We start from the raw sequence: 17126 nt of genomic DNA on the forward strand, positions 1-17126 counted from the left end.
GCCACCCTGCCGGTCGGCGCGGCGTGGCTAGCGGGGCGTGGTGGGTTTGAGCGGCACCACGGTCAGGCCGTCGCGCAGGGCCGGGTTCGCGGCGAGCGCCCCGTCGATGGCCTGCTGGGCGGCCGGGTCGGCCACGATGAGGCGCAGCGGGCGGGGAACCCGACGCAGGATCTCGGCGGTGCGGGCGGGCTCGTCGTAGATCTGGAAGTAGATGCCGCGTTCGGTCTGGCCGCTGGTGCCCTGCATCGCGGACAGGAAGATCGACTCCCGGTAGCCGTGCAGGCCCTGCTTGTCGACGACCAGGGTGACGGTGCCGGGGATCGCCGGGTAGTTGCGGTAGGCGGTGTTGGTGACGGACGCGGGCCGGGAGATGGTTCGTACGTCGCGGTCGGCCCAGTCCTTCGCCCAGGTGCCGTTGCCGCCGTTGCGGTGGAAGAAGCCGCCGGTCCACCCGACCAGGCCGGTGCCGGCGAGGATCGCGAGCGTCACGAGGGCGGCGGTGGCGACGGCGGGGAGCGCGCCGGTGATGGGGCGGCGGCGCGGGTCGGTCTCGGTGCTCGGGGCGGGCGGCACGGGGAGCAGTCGGGCGAGCGCGGCGGTGCCGATCATGAGCACGATGATGACCAGGTGGGCGGTCTTGCCGAAGTAGTAGGCGGGTTGGGTGCCGTTGGCGAGGTTCACGGCGGCCATGCTGGCGGAGAAGAGCGCGGCGGCGGCGAGGACGACGAGGTAACGCCGCCAGGTGGTTTCGCTGAGGTTGGTCCGGACCAGGACGGCGGCCACGACGACTGCGCCGAGCCCGAGGAGGGTGTTGTAGGTCTCGACCGGTGGTGTGCCGCCGGGTGCCGCGAGCGCTTCGCTCTGGCCGGCGACGAGGATGCCCAGCAGTGCGGTCAGCGGGGCCAGTACGGCGGTGAGGACCGCGACGATGGCGACGGTGCCGGGGCGGGTGCGCAGCCGGCGCCGGTCGGCGATGAGCCAGCAGAGCACCATCGCGCCGGTCGGGAAGAGGAAGAGGTAGTAGCTGAAGCCGATGCCGATCAGCAGTGCCCCGACGAGGATGAGTTGTTCGCGGAGCCGGTGCAGGGGGCGGGCGATGAGGGCGATGAGGATCGCGGCGAGGCAGAGCCCGAACGTCTCGCTGGGGTAGCCGGCGACGAGCAGCCGGGGTAGCTCGGTGCCGAGGACGAGCGCGGTGACGCCAATGGTGAGGACGAGACGGCGCAGTGGGTGCAGGGGACCGGCGACGTGTTGGGCGGCCCAGATCAGCGCGAGCAGCAGCAGCCCGAAGGTGGCCAGGCACCAGAGCACGTAGTGGTCCATGAGCCGCGCCCCGGTGGGTGGGTCGCCGGCGCTGCGCAGGAAACCGTCGAGCAGGGCGGTGGTGAGGTGCCAGCCCTGCGGGTAGTGGACGAGGCCGGAGAAGATGTTCTCGCGGGCGGTGTCGGGGTCGAGGAAGAGGTATCCGCCGAGGCGGCCGATCACGTCGACCAGGGCCGGGTGGCGGCCGTTGTCCTCGCCGACCATGACGAGGCCGAGCCGTTGGCCGAAGCTGCTGGCCCGCAGGTAGGGGGTGGCGAGGTAGCTGGCGGCGAGGGCCGCGGCGGCGAGGGAGACCAGGTCGGACCAGGCGGGGCGGGGCAGCCGGGGCGCGCGCCGGGACAGTGCGGCGGCCACGGTCAGGACGGTGAGCGCCAGGCCGCTGACCGGCACCGGGTGCAGGCCCCAGGGCCAGATGGTGAAGAGGAGCCCGACGGCGCAGGTGAGGCCGGCGAGCAGGGCCAGGGCGAGCACCAGCCGGTCGAGCAGGCTCCGGCCGGAGCGCAGCAGGCTGGCGGTGCCGAGCAGGACCACCGGGGGCAGCAGCCACGCGGCGTGTACGGCGTTCGCGGCGAGGGGCACGAGCCAGCAGGCCAGCAGGACGCCCAGCAGCAAGCCGATCGGGGGGCGCCGGGCCACGGTCGGGGCGGCTACCGGATCGTGAGCTTCGGTGCTGCCTGGCACTGCTGGCGTTTGCACGGTGGCGTCGGCACGCACGGGAGTCCTCGTTCGGTAGATCAGCGAAGTCGCCGCAGTCTAGCCGGAACGGCCGGAGGTCAGGTGCCGCCGGTGCGGCGGCCGGGTGCGGGGGCACGCACAGCGGCGGCACCGGAGGAGATCCGGTGCCGCCGCTGGACGGTCAGAGGTACTGGCCGGTGTTGCTGGCGGTCTCGATGGACCGGCCGGCCTCGGCGCCCTTGCCACCGGAGACGAGCGTGCGGATGTAGACGATCCGCTCGCCCTTCTTGCCCGAGATGCGCGCCCAGTCGTCGGGGTTGGTGGTGTTGGGGAGGTCTTCGTTCTCCCGGAACTCGTCGACGCAGGCGTCGAGCAGGTGCTGCAGGCGCAGCCCCTTGCGGCCCGAGGTGAGGAACTCCTTGATGGCCATCTTCTTGCTCCGGTCGACGATGTTCTGGATCATCGCGCCGGAGTTGAAGTCCTTGAAGTAGAGGACTTCCTTGTCACCGTTGGCGTAGGTGACCTCGAGGAACCGGTTCTCCTCGGTTTCCGAGTACATCCGCAGCACCACGGCATCGATCATCGCCGCGACGGTGGCCTGGGGGTCGCTGCTGTGCTCGGCCAGGTCGTCCGGGTGCAGGGGCAGCCCGGAGAGGATGTACTTCGAGAAGATGTCCTTGGCCGCCTCGGCGTCCGGTCGCTCGATCTTGATCTTCACGTCGAGGCGACCGGGGCGCAGGATCGCCGGGTCGATCATGTCTTCCCGGTTGGAGGCGCCGATGACGATGACGTTCTCCAGCCCCTCCACGCCGTCGATCTCGCTGAGCAGCTGCGGGACGATGGTGTTTTCCACGTCGGAGGAGACACCGGAGCCGCGGGTCCGGAAGATCGAGTCCATCTCGTCGAAGAACACGATCACCGGCGTGCCCTCGCCGGCCTTCTCCCGGGCGCGCTGGAAGATCAGCCGGATGTGCCGCTCGGTCTCACCGACGTACTTGTTGAGCAGCTCGGGGCCCTTGATGTTGAGGAAGAAGCTGGTGTGCTTCTCCTTGCCCTGGCGTTCGGCGATCTTCTTGGCCAGCGAGTTGGCCACCGCCTTGGCGATCAGCGTCTTGCCGCAGCCGGGCGGACCGTAGAGCAGGATGCCCTTCGGCGGGCGGAGCTGGTGCTCACGGAACAGGTCCGCGTGCAGGAACGGCAACTCCACCGCGTCGCGGATCTGCTCGATCTGCGACTGGAGGCCACCGATGTCGCCGTAGTCGACGTCGGGCACCTCCTCCAGGACCAGCTCCTCGACCTCGCTCTTCGGGATCCGCTCGTACGCGTACGCCGAGCGGGGCTCGATCATGAGCGAGTCGCCGGCCCGGATCGCCGAGCCGATGAGCGTCTCGGCGAGGTGCACGATGCGTTCCTCGTCGGAGTGGGAGACCACCAGCGCCCGGTCACCCGGACCGCCGTTCGGCCCCTCCAGGATCTCCTTGAGCATCACGACCTCACCGACCCGCTCGTAGCCGAACGCGTCGACGATGTTGAGCGCGTCGTTGAGCAGGACCTCCTGGCCGCGCCGCAGGTCACCCACGTCGAGCGAGGGCGAGACCGCGACCCGCAGTTTGCGGCCGCCGGTGAAGACGTCCACCGTGCCATCGTCGTGCTTGGCGAGGAAGACGCCGTACCCACTCGGCGGTTGCGCGAGGCGGTCGATCTCCTCCTTGAGCGTCACGATCTGCGTGCGAGCTTCCTTGAGGGTGCTCACCAGCCGGTCGTTGTTCTCGGTCAGCCGCGCCAACTGTGCCTGGGTGGCCGCCAGCCGCTCTTCGAGCTGCCGGACGTGTCGGGGGCTTTCGGTCAACTTGCGCCGCACCAGGGCGAGTTCCTCTTGCAGGAACGCGACCTGCGTGGAGAGATCGTGGGCTTCCTTCTCCCACCGTGCGGCGCGCGAGTCCGCGTCGTCGCTACGTGCTGCCACGTCCCACCTCCCCGGGGGGCTTGAACGTTCTGCCCTAACACTAGCCGCTATGAGGCCGATTCGGTCCCACGCAACACCCTCGTCACCGAACCTTGATCGCCAAGGGTGGCCTGATGGGCCGTTACTGGCGTTCGGGTACCGTCGGAGCGTGGGACGGGAGAACATGGGGGGTGCACCGATGGCCGAGGTCGCGACCGACGAGTTGCAGGTCTGGGTGGACCAGGATCTCTGCACCGGCGACGGGCTCTGCGTGCAGTACGCGCCGGAGGTGTTCGAGTTCGACATCGACGGCCTGGCCTACGTCAAGGGCGTCGACGGTGAGCTGCTGATGGCGCCGGGCAGCCGGGTCGAGGTCCCCGCGCACCTGCGCCTCGAGGTGATCGACTCCGCGAAGGAGTGCCCGGGCGAGTGCATCCACGTGGTGCGCGGCGACGGCGTCGAGGTCGCCGGCCCGGAGGCCGAGGAAGACTGACCGGCCGGCCGGGCCGTGCGGCCCGGCCGGGTCCCAGCGGGGGTACGCCTCAGAGCATCGGACGGCCGACCACCGAGGCGACCAGCCGGGCGAACTCCTCCAACCGGGCGATCTGCCCGGCTCCGCCGTCGTCGAGGGTCTTGCCGAACCGCAGCGCGTCGTGCCGGGGCGTGCCGACCATCTCCTCGCTCGGCGGGGCCTCGTCCAACGAGGTGAGCAGCAGGTACACGTCGATGCTGTCGACCCGGATCTCGCCGCTCTCCGAACGGTTGAGCCGTCGCCGGCAGCCCACCTCGGTCACGGTGGAGACCGGCACCACCCGCAGCGACGAGGTCATCGACCCGGGCGGGCCCTCCTCCGGCGGTACGTCCTCGCCGTGCCAGAGGATGAGCCGGCTGCCGTCGCAGACGACCACCTCCTGCCACACCCCGTTGACCTCGTTGACGAAGCGTTCCAGGGTGAAGCCGAGCACCGACGCGCCGCGCAACACGCCGCCGAGCGCCTCCAGGGCGACGTCCGGGTCGCGCAGGTAGGCCCGCGCCGCCGACTCCAGGTCCTGGTAGGGCGACCAGTCGGGAAAGACCGCAGGGAGGTCTCCGCCGTAGCCCGGTCGGCTCATGCCAGCGCCTCCCCCTGCTCGGCGGTGCCGACGCCCAGCTCGATGGTCACGGCCTGTCCATCTCCCCCGCACCGTCGGGTTGCGCACCTGCGGCCTGGGCGGCAGCGGCCTGCCGGGCCGCCTCCGCCTCGCGCAGGTCCTGGCGGCGCTGCGCGTACGCCTCGGTGCCCTTGCTGGGCTTGCGCCGGCGCGGCGGCGCGGTGACCCCCGGGGCCAGCTTGCGCGCGGACACCAGGAACGCGGTGTGCGCGATCATCCGGTGGTCCGGACGGACGGCGAGGCCCTCGGCGTGCCAGTCGCGCACCAGGGACTCCCAGGCCCGCGGCTCGGTCCAGCCGCCGCGCTCGCGCAGCGCCTCCACCAGCTCGGAGAGCTGCGGTGTGGTGGCGACGTAGCCGATGAACACGCCACCGGGCACCAGCGCCCGCTCGACCATGTCCAGGGTCTCCCAGGGGGTCAGCATGTCCAGGATGATCCGGTCGAAGCCGGTCTCCTGGCACTGGGCGACGTCACCGACGTGCAGGTTCCACGAGGGGTGCGGCCCGTTGAAGAACGCCTCGACGTTGCGCTTGGCGATCTGGGCGAAGTCGTCGCGCAGCTCGAACGAGTGCAGCTCGCCCTCGGTGCCGACCGCGCGCAGCAGGGAGCAGCTCAGTGCGCCGGAGCCGGCGCCGGCCTCCAGCACCTTCGCACCGGGGAAGATGTCGCCCATCGCGACGATCTGCGCCGAGTCCTTCGGGTAGATCACCTGGGCGCCGCGCGGCATGGACAGCACATAGTCCGACAGGAGTGGCCGCAGGGCCAGGAACGCAGTGCCACCACCGGCGGTGGTCACCACGCTGCCGTCGGGGAGCCCGATCAGCGCGTCGTGCGCCAGGATGCCGCGGTGGGTGTGGAACTCCTTGCCGGGCTCCAGCGTCACGGTGTGCATCCGCCCCTTGGGGTCGGTCAGCTGGACCCGGTCGCCGGGCCGGAACGGCCCCCGGTGCACGGGTGTCAGCGCCGGGTTGGCGGGGTCGGCGGCGACGGTGGAGGGAGTTGCGGTCACGGTGTCATCTTCCGGTTGGGTTCGAGGAGCTGTGCCAGGTCCCCGATGTGCAGAATGCCGACGACATCTTCGCCTGACGTCACCACGTACTGCGCGCCCGGGTGGGTCTGTACGGCCTCCATCACCCGCTCGCCGTCCCACCCGACCGGCAACGTGGGAAGTGTGCCCAGCGACCGGGCGACGGCGTCCACCGCCAGCCACGGTCGGCGCTCGATCGGCACCGCGTCGGCGGCGGCCGGGTCGACCAGTGCCACCGGTCGACCGGTGGAGTCGGTGACCAGCAGCGCGGCGCCGGGCTGCCCGCCCTCGGCGCGGCGGCGCTGGGCTTCGGCCAGGGGCGTACCGGTCGGCACCGGCCAGGCCGGACGGGCCAGCCGGGAGAGGTCGATCAACGGGAACCGGCGGCTGACCCGGGCGGCCCGGATCGACTGTCCGGCGCCCCGCCAGAGGGTGACGGCGACCAGCAGCATCAGCGGCAGCGCCAGCGGCGCCAGGTACCGCCCGAGGGTGAGCAGTAGGACCAGCGCGGCGGTGCCGACGGCGACGACGCGGCCGGCCCAGCCGGCGACCTCGGTGCCGAGGTGCCGGTCGCGGGTCAACCCCCACACCGCGGCGCGCAGCGCCCGGCCGCCGTCGAGCGGCAGCCCGGGCAGGCTGTTGAACACCGCCACGATGACGTTGCTGACCGCGAGTTGGAAGGCGAGCTGGTGGGCCACGGTCCGCTCGGGCAGGGCGAGCGTGGCGGCGACCGCGAGCACGCCGAGCACCGCGGAGACCGCCGGGCCGGCCAGCGAGACCAGCAGGTCGACGCGGGGTGACGGGGCGTCCCGGTCCATCTCCGTGTAGCCGCCGAGCAGCTCCAGCGTGATCCCGCGCACACCGATGCCGTACCGGCGGGCGGTGAGGGCGTGGCCCAGCTCGTGCAGCAGCACCGAGCCGAGCAGTGACACGACGAATCCGAACCCGATCAGGTAGCCGCTGACCTGCGGCAGGTCCAGCTGTCGGCGGGCGAACTCGCCGTACAGCACCGCGATGAGCACCGCGAGCAGGACCATGGAGCCGTTGAGGTGCAGCGGCACCCCGAACACCCGTCCGACGTTCAGGCCGAGGCGTCGGTCTGGTCGGCGCGGCGGCCGGGTTGTCTGCTCCATCGCCACGATGCTACGGACCGTCGCTGGGTGGGGCGGGCGGCGGTCGGTGTCACACCGGTGCCCTAACCTTTGCCGACATGACGGCGGAACCGGTCACCACCTCCCATCCCTCCCCCGCGGCGCAGACGCCGCCGACGGTGCGGGCCTCGCTGTCCCCGTCCCGGGCGGCGGATTTCAAGACCTGCCCGCTGCTCTACCGGTTCCGCAGCATCGACCGGCTGCCCGAGCGCACCACCATCGAGCAGGCCCGGGGCACGCTGGTGCACGCGGTGCTGGAGCGCCTGTTCGACCTGCCGGCGACCGGCCGCACACCGGAGGCGGCCGGCGACCTGGTGGCGCCCCAGTGGGACCGGCTGGTCACCGAGCAGCCGGAGCTGGCGGGGATCTTCGACGACGCGGAGCCGGCCGGCCCGGTGGAGTTCCTCCGCTCGGCCGCCGGGCTGCTGGAGGGCTACTTCGCGGTGGAGGACCCGACCCGGCTGGAGCCGGCCGAGCGCGAGAGCCTGATCTCCGCGGTGGTCGACGAGGAGCTGCTGATCCGGGGCTACCTCGACCGGCTCGACGTCGCCCCGGACGGCGCGCTGCGGGTGGTCGACTACAAGACCGGCGGCGCTCCACGGGAGGCGTTCGAGGCGCGGGCGCTGTTTCAGCTGAAGTTCTACGCACTGGTGCTGTGGCGCACCCGGGGGGTGGTGCCGCGGGTGCTGCGGTTGCTCTACCTGCGCGACGCCGAGGTGTTGGACTACACGCCGGACGCCGACGAGCTGGTCCGTTTCGAGCGCACCGTGGTGGCGTTGTGGCGGGCCATCGAGCAGGCCACCGCCCGGCAGGATTTCCGGCCCCGACCGAGTCGGCTCTGCGACTGGTGCAGCCACCAGGCGCTGTGTCCGAGCTTCGGCGGCACCCCTCCGCCGTTCCCGGTCGCGGCGGCGAGCGCCGACCCGCTACGCGACTCCCGGGCCGCCCCGGTGACGCCCGGCGCCGACGAGTGACGGCCCGCTGAGCGACGCTCGCGCCCGGCGCGGCGATCCAGGCCGCCGGGTCGGCTGCCACCCACCGACTCCGTAGACCCGACCGCAGCGGTGCCGCCGCGGTCGGGACAGGGCGACGGGCGGGCCTCTACGGTGATCCGCGACGCTCCGGCTTGCGTACGCGAGGATGACCGGGTGCGCGGCACGACGTCGGGGACGGGAGATGAGATGACCGATCGGGTGGCTTCGGCGCGGCCGGTGCGGGTCCTGCTCGCCGACGACCAACAGCTGCTGCGGACCGGGTTCCGGATGGTGTTGGGCGCCGAGAGCGACCTGGACGTGGTGGCGGAGGCCGGCGACGGCGTGGAGGCCGTCGAGCTGTCCCGTCGACTGCTGCCCGACGTCGTCCTGATGGACATCCGGATGCCCCGGATGGACGGGGTGGCGGCGACCCGGGCTATCGTCGACGCCCGACTGCCTGTGCGGGTGCTGGTGCTGACCACCTTCGACCTGGACGAATACGTGGTGGGCGCGTTGCGGGCCGGCGCCAGCGGGTTCCTGGCCAAGGACGTGCCGGCCGAGGACCTGATCGCGGCGATCCGCACGGTCGCCGCCGGGGACGCGGTGGTGACACCTCGGATCCTGCGGCGGCTGCTGGACCGCTTCGCCGAGCTGCTGCCGGACCCGGCGGCCACACCGTCGGCGGCGCTCAACGCGCTCACCGACCGGGAGCGCGAGGTGTTGGTGCAGGTGGCCCGGGGGCTGTCCAACGCCGAGATCGCGACGGTGCTGTCGGTGAGCGAGACCACCATCAAGACCCACGTCGGGCACGTGCTGACCAAGCTGCGGCTACGCGACCGGGTGCAGGCGGTGGTGCTGGCGTACGAGTCGGGGCTGGTCCGCCCCCGGGCGTAGCCGAACCGGCCCGGGTACCTCACCCGGCGTACTCGAAGATCCCTCCGTGGGGGGACGGCTGCCGTTGCCGTCGTCACCTACCGTGACCGGAGACGGCCCGGTTCGGTTGACCCTCCTGTGGCGTCAGGTGGAAGTGTCGGTGCTGCCGCCCGCCGCTGAGGGGAAAAACGGTCGACCGCCGTCGACTCAGGGGCAACCCTGATTCGACATGGGGGTGCACCCGCAGCGAGAAATCCGCGCGGGGTCCCCCCAGGGTCGGACGGGGCGGGCGTACACAGCACCGATGATGGAACAGTCGCGCCGGACCATCGGGGGGCGGCGTGCAATTTCGGACAGACGGAAGAGGTAGATGACGTGACCGCGACGGTAGGCCAGCAGGCGCAGGCCGCGGCCCGGGCGAACGACGTGTGGAAGGTGTACGGCAGCGGCGAGGCTCAGGTCATCGCGCTGCGGGGGGTCAGCGCCGAGTTCGAACGTGGCCGCTTCACCGCGATCATGGGCCCGTCGGGTTCCGGTAAGTCGACGCTGATGCACTGCCTGGCCGGCCTGGACTCGGTGACGCGGGGGACGGTGTCGATCGGTGAGACGACGGTCACCGGGCTGGGCGATGCGGGGCTGACGAAGCTGCGGCGCGACAAGGTGGGCTTCATCTTCCAGCAGTTCAACCTGCTGCCGACGTTGACCGCCAAGGAGAACATCCTGCTGCCGCTGTCGATCGCCGGGCGCAAGCCCGACCCGGCCTGGTACGACACGGTGATCGAGACGGTGGGTCTGAAGGACCGGCTGGACCACCGGCCGTCGCAGCTCTCCGGTGGGCAGCAGCAGCGGGTGGCGTGCGCGCGGGCCCTGGTCTCCCGGCCCGAGGTGATCTTCGCGGACGAGCCGACCGGCAACCTGGATTCGCGCTCCGGCGCGGAGGTGCTCAACTTCCTGCGCAACTCGGTGCGGGAGCACGGCCAGACCATCGTGATGGTCACCCACGACCCGACGGCCGCCGCGTACGCCGACCGGGTGGTCTTCCTCGCCGACGGCGAGATCGTCTCGGAGCTGATCGAGCCGACCGCCGAGACCGTGCTGGACACCATGAAGAAGCTGGACACCCCGGCCGAGGTGGGCAACTGATGTTCCGCGCGACACTGAAGAGTCTGCTGGCCCGCAAGGTTCGGCTGATCCTGTCCGGTCTGGCGGTGGTGCTCGGGGTGATGTTCGTCTCCGGCGCGTTCGTCCTCACCGACACGCTGGGTCGCTCGTTCGACTCGGTCTTCGCCGACGGCTTCTCCGAGATCGACGTGAACGTCGCGGCGAAGCCGAAGGTCGAGGTCAACGAGATGGAGGGCGAGCAGACCGTCGCCCCGTTGCCGGCCGCCGTGGTGGACCGGGTCAAGCAGGTGCCGGGGGCGGCGTCGGCGACCGGTGTCGTCAACGCCGATGGCGCCCGGGTGATCGGCAGCAACGGCAAGGTGGTCACCTCGTTCGGCCCGCCGCAGTTGGGCGAGAACTGGACCGGCGAGAGCGAGCTGCTGCAGCTGCGCGAGGGGCGCGCGCCGCAGGCCGAGGACGAGATCGTCATCAACAAGGCGTTGGCCACGGCCGCGAAGGTCAAGGTTGGCCAGAAGGTCGGCGTGCTCACCGCGTTCGAGTCGAAGAAGCGCGACTTCACGCTGGTCGGCGTGTTCGGTTACAGCGGTGACCGGGACTCGATCGGCGGGGTCAACGAGGTCTTCTTCACCACGCCGGTGGCGCAGCGGTTGATGCTGGGCGAGCCGGACGTGTTCAGCAGCATCACCGTCCAGGCCGCCGACGGGGTCTCCGACGAGAAGCTGCGCGACGACGTGGCCCGCACCCTGGGCGCGGACTTCGAGGTGAAGACCGGCGAGCAGGTGGCCGCGGACGCCTCGGCCAGCCTGAAGGAGGGCCTGTCCTTCTTCAACAAGATCCTGCTGGGCTTCGCCGCGGTGGCGCTGCTGGTGGGCACGTTCCTGATCCTCAACACCTTCTCGATCATCGTGGCGCAGCGGACCCGGGAGTTGGCGCTGATGCGCGCCATCGGGGCCAGCGGCCGGCAGATCATCGGTTCGGTGGTGCTGGAGGCCATCGCGGTCGGGTTGATCGCGTCGGTGCTCGGCCTGGCCGCCGGCATCGGGGTGGGCGCGCTGCTGGCGTTCCTGTTCGGCAAGCTCGCCGGTGGGCTCACCCTGGCCGGGATCGGCGTGCCGGCGGCGGCGGTGATCGGTTCGTTCGCCGTCGGTCTGCTGATCACCGTGGTGGCGGCGCTGCTGCCGGCGCTGCGGGCGTCCCGGATCCCGCCGATCGCGGCGATGCAGGACGTGGCCACCCCGGACCGGCCGTTGACCAAGGTCACCGTGGCCGGGTCGCTGGTCACCGGCATCGGCGCGGTGCTGCTGTTCCTCGGGCTCAGCGGCAACGCCGGCGGTCAGACGCTGTCCACCATCCTCGGCGGGGTGCTGTTCGCCTTCATCGGGGTGGCGCTGCTGACCCCGCTGATCAGCCGGCCGGTGGTGAGCCTGCTCGGCGCGATCTTCTCCTGGTCGGTGCCGGGCAAGCTGGGCCGGCTCAACTCCGGGCGCAACCCGCGCCGCACCGCGATCACCGCCGCCGCGCTGATGGTCGGCATCGCGCTGGTCACCGGCGTCACGGTGATCCTCGACTCGGCCAAGGGCAGCATCAGCGCGCTCGCCCAGGACACCATCAAGGCCGAGCTGGTGATCGCCGGGCAGCAGGGCGGCCCGCGTCCGCCGACCTTCGACCCGGGGGTGCTGGACCGGGTTAAGGCCCTGCCCGGTGTGCAGATGGTCGACGGCGAGTACGGCGACATGGGCCGGATCGACGGCGAGAGCACCTGGGTCGCGGCGAGCAGCGACCCGGCGTCGCTGCGGCAGATCTTCGGGGCGAAGCCCACCGCCGGTGACATCGACCGGATCGGGCCGACCCAGATGCTGGCCAGCTCGGACACTGCCGCCTCGCGTGGCTGGTCGGTGGGCTCGACGGTGAGCGTGCAGCTGACCCGGGGCGAGGCCCGCACCTACACGATCAGCGGCATCTACGAGTCGTCGCAGCTGACCAACCCGGTGACCCTGCCGCCGGCGGCGGCGAAGGACTTCGCCATCCCGCAGCCCATCCAGGGCTTCATCCAGCTGGCCCCGGGCACCCGGGTGTCCGACGTTCAGCCGCAGGTGGAGGCGTTGCTCGCGGACAGCCCCGAGGTGTCGGTGGCCGACCGGGACGCGTTCATCAAGCAGCAGACCAGCTCACTCGACGGGCTGCTCACGATGATCCAGATCCTGCTCGCACTGGCCATCGTGATCGCCGTTCTCGGCATCATCAACACCCTGGCCCTGTCGGTGCTGGAGCGGACCCGGGAGTTGGGTCTGCTGCGGGCGATCGGCCTGCGCCGGTCGCAGACCATGGGGATGATCACCGTGGAGGCGGTGGTGATCTCGGTGTTCGGCGCGCTGCTCGGCGTGGCGGTGGGCACCGGCCTCGGCGCCGCGGTGGTCGAGGCGCTCAAGGACGAGGGCATCACCGACCTGATCCTGCCCTGGGGTCAGATGGGGGTCTTCCTCGGTCTCGCCGCCATCATCGGCGTGGTGGCCGCGGTGCTCCCGGCCGTGCGGGCGGCCCGGATCAACGTCCTGGGTGCCATCGCCCACGACTGATCGGCAACAGCGAGGCCCCCGGTCGCCATCCGCGCGACCGGGGGCCTCGGCCGTTCGGCCTTCGCCGAGCGCCGCTCACCGGCGCCGGCCGCGTCAGCCGGTCGCCGCGGCCCGGTCGGCCAGCAGCGCCGCGAGCAGGTCCAGGTCCACGCCGGTCAGGCTCTCCACCTGGTGTACGCCGACAGTGCGCGGCAACGCCACCTCGGCCGGTACGGCCAGCACCGCCGCGCCCGAGGCGAGCGCGCTGGCCACCCCGGTGGGTGAGTCCTCGATCGCCACGCACCGCTCGATCGGTACACCCAGCAGCCGGGCGGCGGTCAGGTACGGCTCGGGGTGCGGCTTGGCCGCCACCACCTCGTCGCCGGCGACCACCGTGTCGAAGTTGTCCCGGCCGAGGGTGTCCAGGGCGATCTCCACCAGCGCCCGGGGGCTGGAGGTGACCAGTGCGGTGGGGATCCCCGCCGTGCGGACCGCGCGCAACAGGTCGAACGCCCCGGGCCGCCAGCGCAGCCCGGTACGGAACAGCTGCAGGATCCGGGCGTTGATCCACGCCGCGCTGATCTCCGGATCCCGTTCCGGCTGTCCCAGGTCGTCGTGCAGGATGCGCATCGACTCGGCCATGGCGGTGCCGATGATCGACTGGCGGGCGTGGGCGGAGAGCTCCCCGCCGTACTCCCGGGCGAGTTCCTGCAACGCGACGTCCCACAGCTTCTCGCTGTCGACCAACGTGCCGTCCATGTCGAAGAGCACAGCGGCGGGGTGATGGCTGCTCAGCGGAACCTCCAGGGTCGTGACCGACACCGGCGATCCTGCCAGCAGCGCCCGTGGCCAGTGGCGCCAACGGGCGCCAGGGTGATCCGGGCAACCCCGTTCAGCCCAGGTCGCACTCCTTCAGGGAACCCTCGTAGCCCCGGAAGAACATGTCGGTGCGCTGTTCGGCGGTGCCGTGCGCCCCCTCCGCGAACCACGGCTGGTCCGGGTCGTCGCCGACCGCCGCCACCCCCTCCCGGAACTCGTCCAGGTCGCCCTCGGCGAGGGTGAGGGCGCGGGAGCGCACCGAGTCGCCGAGGAACGCCCCGGCCATGCAGTCGGCCTGCAACTCCTGCTGGATGGTGAAGCGGTAGTTGATGCCGAGCCGCACCTGGATGGCGTGCGCGTACTCGTGCCCGAGCAGGTAAAACACGAACGCGTCGCCGACCTGCCGGAACGCCGCCACCGACCAGGCGACGTCGTAGGCGATGAAGTCGCCCTGCGAGCAGTAGACGGCGTTGTTGCGGGGCAACGGCTGGCCGCCACAGGACACCTCGCCGGCCCGCTGGTACGGGGTGATCCGCCGGATCGGTTGGAACCGCTGCCCGGACTTTTTGAACTGGGCGGCCCAGTACCGCTCGGCGACCGCCTGCGCGTCGGCGACGTCCTGCTCGAACTCGGCGACGCTGGTGGTGCTGTCGGCCCGGGTGGTGCTCGGCCCCGGCGAGGCGGCCGACGGGTCTGCCCCGGGGCGCTCGGCCTCCGGCTCGGCCAGCCCACCACCGGCGCAGGCGAGCGACACCAGCGCGGCGATCAGCAGGCCCGCGATCGGGCCCCGCGCGTCGCGTCCGAACCGTGCCCCCACTGTGCCTCCCCAGACATCGGTGTTCACGCTGCGCTGTACCCCGACGATACGACCGCCACGCCTCACCGGTTTCACGTGCGGCGTGCCCCGACGGTTCACGCACCGCGCGGGCTCGACACCTCGTTGATCATGAAGTTAGCGTCACTCGTCCCGGCGTGTCGTGACGCTAACTTCATGATCAACGGCTCGGGTGGGGGTAGGAGCAGGGGGGAGAGGCAGTGGTGTACGAGTTGGGGAGCCGCCGTCGACGTCAGCCGGCGCCGGCGCACGTGCTGTGGCGGTCACTGCGCGACCCGTACGAGGCCGGCGGCCGACCGTGGCTGGAGTTGCGCGACGACGAGGTGCCACCCCGGGTGGTGGCGGGCTACGCACCGCTGCTGCTGGTGTGGTCGTCGCTGTGGCCGCACCGACCGCTGGACCGAATCCGTTTCGACCTGACACCCGGGCTGCCCGGCGGGGACTGCACGCTGCGTTGGACGCTCACCACCGACGGGGAGTTGCCGAGCGAGAGCACCCTCGGCCACCTACGCCACCGCCTCAACTACCTGATCAACAACCGGCTCCGCCTCTCGTACGGCCAATAGGCTCACTCAACCGCCGGACTCACGACCGCGCTGCCAGGTGTCACCCTGACCGCCGTGCCGCTCGGCCTCGTACCCCTGCTGCCGATCCCGAGCCTTCCGCCCAGCCTCACGGTCGAACCCGCCGCCCGCTTCCCGCCCGCGACGAACGACGACTCCCCCGGCCACACCCGCCACCACCACAAGAACCCCGACCACCACCCACGCCACCGTCATCCCGCCAACCTAAACCCCACCCGCCACCACCTCCGCCCGTCGATCAAGAGATTGGCGTCATCGCGCCCGGCGTGTCGTGCCGCAAACCTCTTGATCAACAGATCGAGTGGGGTGGGGGTGTCCGGGGAGCGGGGTTGGGTTCGACGTTTCTGGTGAGCGGTGCCGGGGCGGCACCGGAGACAGGAGGGCCACCGTGAAGTACATGATCTTGCTCTACGGGTCGCAGCAGGACTACGACGTGCTGACCGGGCGGGCCACCGACCGGCCGGCGATGTCGGCCGAGCAGATCGCGGCGATGCACCAGCACATGGAGACCTTCCACCAGGCGCTGGCCGAGTCCGGCGAGCTGGTCGACGCGCGGGGCCTGAGCGAGCCGGTGCACGCCCGTCGGGTGCAGGTGCGCGAGGGGGCACCCGTGGTCACCGACGGCCCGTACCCGGAGACGCAGGAGGTCCTCGCGGGTTACACCATCGTGGAGTGCGCCAGCTTCGACCGGGCCACCGAGATCGCCGCCGGTCTGGTCGACCCGGACGCCGCTGGTGCCTACGTGGACGTGCGGCCGGTGCTCGACGGCGTCGAGGACCTGGCCGGCTGACCGGTGCCCCAGACTCCCGTCGAGGACCTGCTGCGCGAGCTGGCACCGCAGGTCCTCGGCGCGCTGGTCCGCCGCTACGGGCACTTCGACACGGCCGAGGACGCGGTGCAGGAGGCGCTGATCGCCGCGGCGACCGGTTGGCCGCGCGACGGCGTACCGGAGAATCCGCGCGGGTGGTTGATCACCGTGGCGTCCCGCCGGCTGACCGACCTGCTGCGTCGTGAGCAGGCCCGGATGCGGCGGGAGGACACGGTGGCGCGGTGGATGCTGCCGGAGCAGTGGCGCGCGCCCGCCGCCGACCGTCCACCGGCGGACGCCGACGACACGTTGATCCTGCTGTTCCTGTGCTGTCACCCGGCGCTGTCGGCGGCGTCGCAGATCGCGCTCACCCTGCGCGCGGTCGGTGGGTTGAGCACCGCCGAGGTGGCGCGCGCGTTCCTGGTGCCGGAGGCGACGATGACCCGGCGGATCAGCCGGGGCAAGCAGCGGATCCGCGACAGCGGCCTGCGGTTCGCGCCGCCCACCGGTCCGGAGCGCGCCGACCGGCTCGCCGCCGTGCTGCACGTGCTCTACCTGATCTTCACGGAGGGGTACGCGCGCACGGCCGGGCCCGGGTTGCTGCGCGCCGACCTGACCGCCGAGGCGATCCGGCTGACCCGCCTGGTGCACCGGTTGGTACCCGAGGACCCCGAGGTCACCGGGCTGCTCGCCTTGATGCTGCTCACCGACGCCCGGGCTCCGGCGCGGATCGGCCCGCACGGTGAGCTGGTGCCGATGGCGGAGCAGGACCGCAGCCGGTGGCGGGCCGACCAGATCGCCGAGGGGGTCGAGCTGATCACCGGGGCGCTACCGCGCGGGGTCGTCGGGCAGTACCAGGTGCAGGCGGCCATCGCGGCCGTGCACGACGAGGCGCCCAGCGCGGCGGCCACCGACTGGGCGCAGATCACCGCGCTGTACGAGGTGCTCCTGGGGATGTCCGACAACCCGGTGGTGGCGCTGAACCACGCGGTGGCGGTGGCGATGAGCCGGGGCGCGTCGGCTGGGTTGACGCTGCTCGCCGACTTGGCCGACGATCCGCGTCTCGCCGACGACCCTCGACTGCCGGCCGCCCGCGCCCACCTGTGGGAGCGGGTGGGTGAGCGGGTCGCGGCACGGGAGGCGTACCGGATGGCGGCGGCACGCTCGACGAACCTGGCGCAGCAGCGCTACCTGAACGCCCGCGCGGAGCGGCTGGCGGGCGACCCGCCGCCCACCATCGACGCCGCGATGCCGGCAGACCCGTAACCCATAGGTTACGCTTCT

16 protein-coding genes are annotated in these 17126 nt (G+C 71.7%); 8 read left to right on the forward strand and 8 right to left on the reverse strand.

Annotated elements, in window-relative coordinates; translation table 11 throughout:
- Positions 1-27 precede the first annotated feature (27 nt).
- Entirely contained in the window at positions 28-1959 is a 1932-nt protein-coding gene (locus ACIBF8_RS19385) for a hypothetical protein (protein ID WP_396784554.1), read from the reverse strand.
- Between the two features lie 220 nt (positions 1960-2179).
- Positions 2180-3964, reverse strand: a complete 1785-nt coding sequence (arc, locus tag ACIBF8_RS19390) for a proteasome ATPase (RefSeq protein ID WP_396784555.1) — start codon at positions 3962-3964, stop codon at positions 2180-2182.
- Between the two features lie 178 nt (positions 3965-4142).
- Between arc and ACIBF8_RS19395 the strand changes: the two genes are divergently transcribed.
- On the forward strand, positions 4143-4436 hold the full coding sequence (locus ACIBF8_RS19395) for a ferredoxin (protein WP_396784557.1): 294 nt from the start codon (positions 4143-4145) through the stop codon (positions 4434-4436).
- A 49-nt stretch (positions 4437-4485) separates the two neighbouring features.
- Here the strand turns inward: ACIBF8_RS19395 and ACIBF8_RS19400 are convergent, their stop codons facing one another.
- The 3 genes from ACIBF8_RS19400 to ACIBF8_RS19410 are packed head-to-tail and all read right to left on the reverse strand — an operon-like array spanning position 4486 to position 7191.
- Positions 4486-5055 carry a hypothetical protein gene (locus tag ACIBF8_RS19400; RefSeq protein ID WP_396784558.1) on the reverse strand — a complete coding sequence of 190 codons (570 nt, stop codon included), beginning with the start codon at positions 5053-5055 and terminating at the stop codon, positions 4486-4488.
- A gap of 46 nt (positions 5056-5101) precedes the next feature.
- Positions 5102-6103, reverse strand: a complete 1002-nt coding sequence (locus ACIBF8_RS19405) for a tRNA (adenine-N1)-methyltransferase (protein ID WP_396784559.1) — start codon at positions 6101-6103, stop codon at positions 5102-5104.
- Positions 6100-7191: a site-2 protease family protein gene (locus ACIBF8_RS19410; protein WP_396784892.1), complete on the reverse strand. Its 1092-nt coding sequence runs from the start codon at positions 7189-7191 to the stop codon at positions 6100-6102. Before ACIBF8_RS19410 ends, ACIBF8_RS19405 begins: the two co-directional genes overlap by 4 nt.
- A gap of 140 nt (positions 7192-7331) precedes the next feature.
- On the opposite strand from ACIBF8_RS19410, the gene ACIBF8_RS19415 reads away from it, so the two are divergent.
- The 4 genes from ACIBF8_RS19415 (at position 7332) to ACIBF8_RS19430 (ending at position 12817) form a co-directional block, all read left to right on the forward strand.
- Positions 7332-8246, forward strand: coding sequence for a RecB family exonuclease (locus ACIBF8_RS19415; RefSeq protein ID WP_396784561.1), 915 nt, complete (start codon positions 7332-7334; stop codon positions 8244-8246).
- A 207-nt stretch (positions 8247-8453) separates the two neighbouring features.
- A complete protein-coding gene (locus ACIBF8_RS19420) occupies positions 8454-9140 on the forward strand; it encodes a response regulator (RefSeq protein ID WP_396784563.1) in 687 nt (228 codons plus the stop codon).
- A 354-nt stretch (positions 9141-9494) separates the two neighbouring features.
- Positions 9495-10262 (forward strand): ABC transporter ATP-binding protein, encoded by a 768-nt coding sequence (locus ACIBF8_RS19425; RefSeq protein WP_396784564.1) that lies wholly within the window; start codon positions 9495-9497, stop codon positions 10260-10262.
- Entirely contained in the window at positions 10262-12817 is a 2556-nt protein-coding gene (locus ACIBF8_RS19430; protein ID WP_396784565.1) for an ABC transporter permease, read from the forward strand. The genes ACIBF8_RS19425 and ACIBF8_RS19430 overlap by 1 nt, the downstream gene beginning before the upstream one ends.
- Before the next feature lie 93 nt (positions 12818-12910).
- Here the strand turns inward: ACIBF8_RS19430 and ACIBF8_RS19435 are convergent, their stop codons facing one another.
- Together ACIBF8_RS19435 and ACIBF8_RS19440 are read right to left on the reverse strand one after the other, a co-directional pair.
- Positions 12911-13567, reverse strand: a complete 657-nt coding sequence (locus ACIBF8_RS19435; protein ID WP_396784894.1) for an HAD family hydrolase — start codon at positions 13565-13567, stop codon at positions 12911-12913.
- Between the two features lie 121 nt (positions 13568-13688).
- Complete coding sequence (locus ACIBF8_RS19440; RefSeq protein WP_396784567.1) at positions 13689-14459, reverse strand: neutral zinc metallopeptidase; 771 nt, start codon at positions 14457-14459, stop codon at positions 13689-13691.
- Positions 14460-14650: 191 nt separating this feature from the next.
- On the opposite strand from ACIBF8_RS19440, the gene ACIBF8_RS19445 reads away from it, so the two are divergent.
- Positions 14651-15016 carry a hypothetical protein gene (locus ACIBF8_RS19445; RefSeq protein WP_396784568.1) on the forward strand — a complete coding sequence of 122 codons (366 nt, stop codon included), beginning with the start codon at positions 14651-14653 and terminating at the stop codon, positions 15014-15016.
- A gap of 6 nt (positions 15017-15022) precedes the next feature.
- Here the strand turns inward: ACIBF8_RS19445 and ACIBF8_RS19450 are convergent, their stop codons facing one another.
- On the reverse strand, positions 15023-15229 hold the full coding sequence (locus ACIBF8_RS19450; RefSeq protein WP_396784569.1) for a hypothetical protein: 207 nt from the start codon (positions 15227-15229) through the stop codon (positions 15023-15025).
- Between the two features lie 202 nt (positions 15230-15431).
- Between ACIBF8_RS19450 and ACIBF8_RS19455 the strand changes: the two genes are divergently transcribed.
- Together ACIBF8_RS19455 and ACIBF8_RS19460 are read left to right on the forward strand one after the other, a co-directional pair.
- Positions 15432-15824, forward strand: a complete 393-nt coding sequence (locus tag ACIBF8_RS19455; protein WP_396784896.1) for a YciI family protein — start codon at positions 15432-15434, stop codon at positions 15822-15824.
- 3 nt (positions 15825-15827) lie between these two features.
- Complete coding sequence (locus tag ACIBF8_RS19460) at positions 15828-17108, forward strand: RNA polymerase sigma factor (protein WP_396784571.1); 1281 nt, start codon at positions 15828-15830, stop codon at positions 17106-17108.
- Positions 17109-17126 lie beyond the last annotated feature (18 nt).

Origin of the sequence: Micromonospora sp. NPDC050276, assembly GCF_044459545.1 — a bacterium.
GTDB lineage: Bacteria > Actinomycetota > Actinomycetes > Mycobacteriales > Micromonosporaceae > Micromonospora.

What these genes read in the sequence shown, in the direction of transcription:
- ACIBF8_RS19395 (WP_396784557.1), top strand. Translation starts at nt 4,143, where the DNA reads ATGGCCGAGGTCGCGACCGACGAGTTGCAGGTCTGGGTGGACCAGGAT.
- ACIBF8_RS19400 (WP_396784558.1), bottom strand. Translation starts at nt 5,055, where the DNA reads ATGAGCCGACCGGGCTACGGCGGAGACCTCCCTGCGGTCTTTCCCGAC.
- ACIBF8_RS19415 (WP_396784561.1), top strand. Translation starts at nt 7,332, where the DNA reads ATGACGGCGGAACCGGTCACCACCTCCCATCCCTCCCCCGCGGCGCAG.
- ACIBF8_RS19420 (WP_396784563.1), top strand. Translation starts at nt 8,454, where the DNA reads ATGACCGATCGGGTGGCTTCGGCGCGGCCGGTGCGGGTCCTGCTCGCC.
- ACIBF8_RS19430 (WP_396784565.1), top strand. Translation starts at nt 10,262, where the DNA reads ATGTTCCGCGCGACACTGAAGAGTCTGCTGGCCCGCAAGGTTCGGCTG.
- ACIBF8_RS19450 (WP_396784569.1), bottom strand. Translation starts at nt 15,229, where the DNA reads ATGACGGTGGCGTGGGTGGTGGTCGGGGTTCTTGTGGTGGTGGCGGGT.
- ACIBF8_RS19455 (WP_396784896.1), top strand. Translation starts at nt 15,432, where the DNA reads ATGATCTTGCTCTACGGGTCGCAGCAGGACTACGACGTGCTGACCGGG.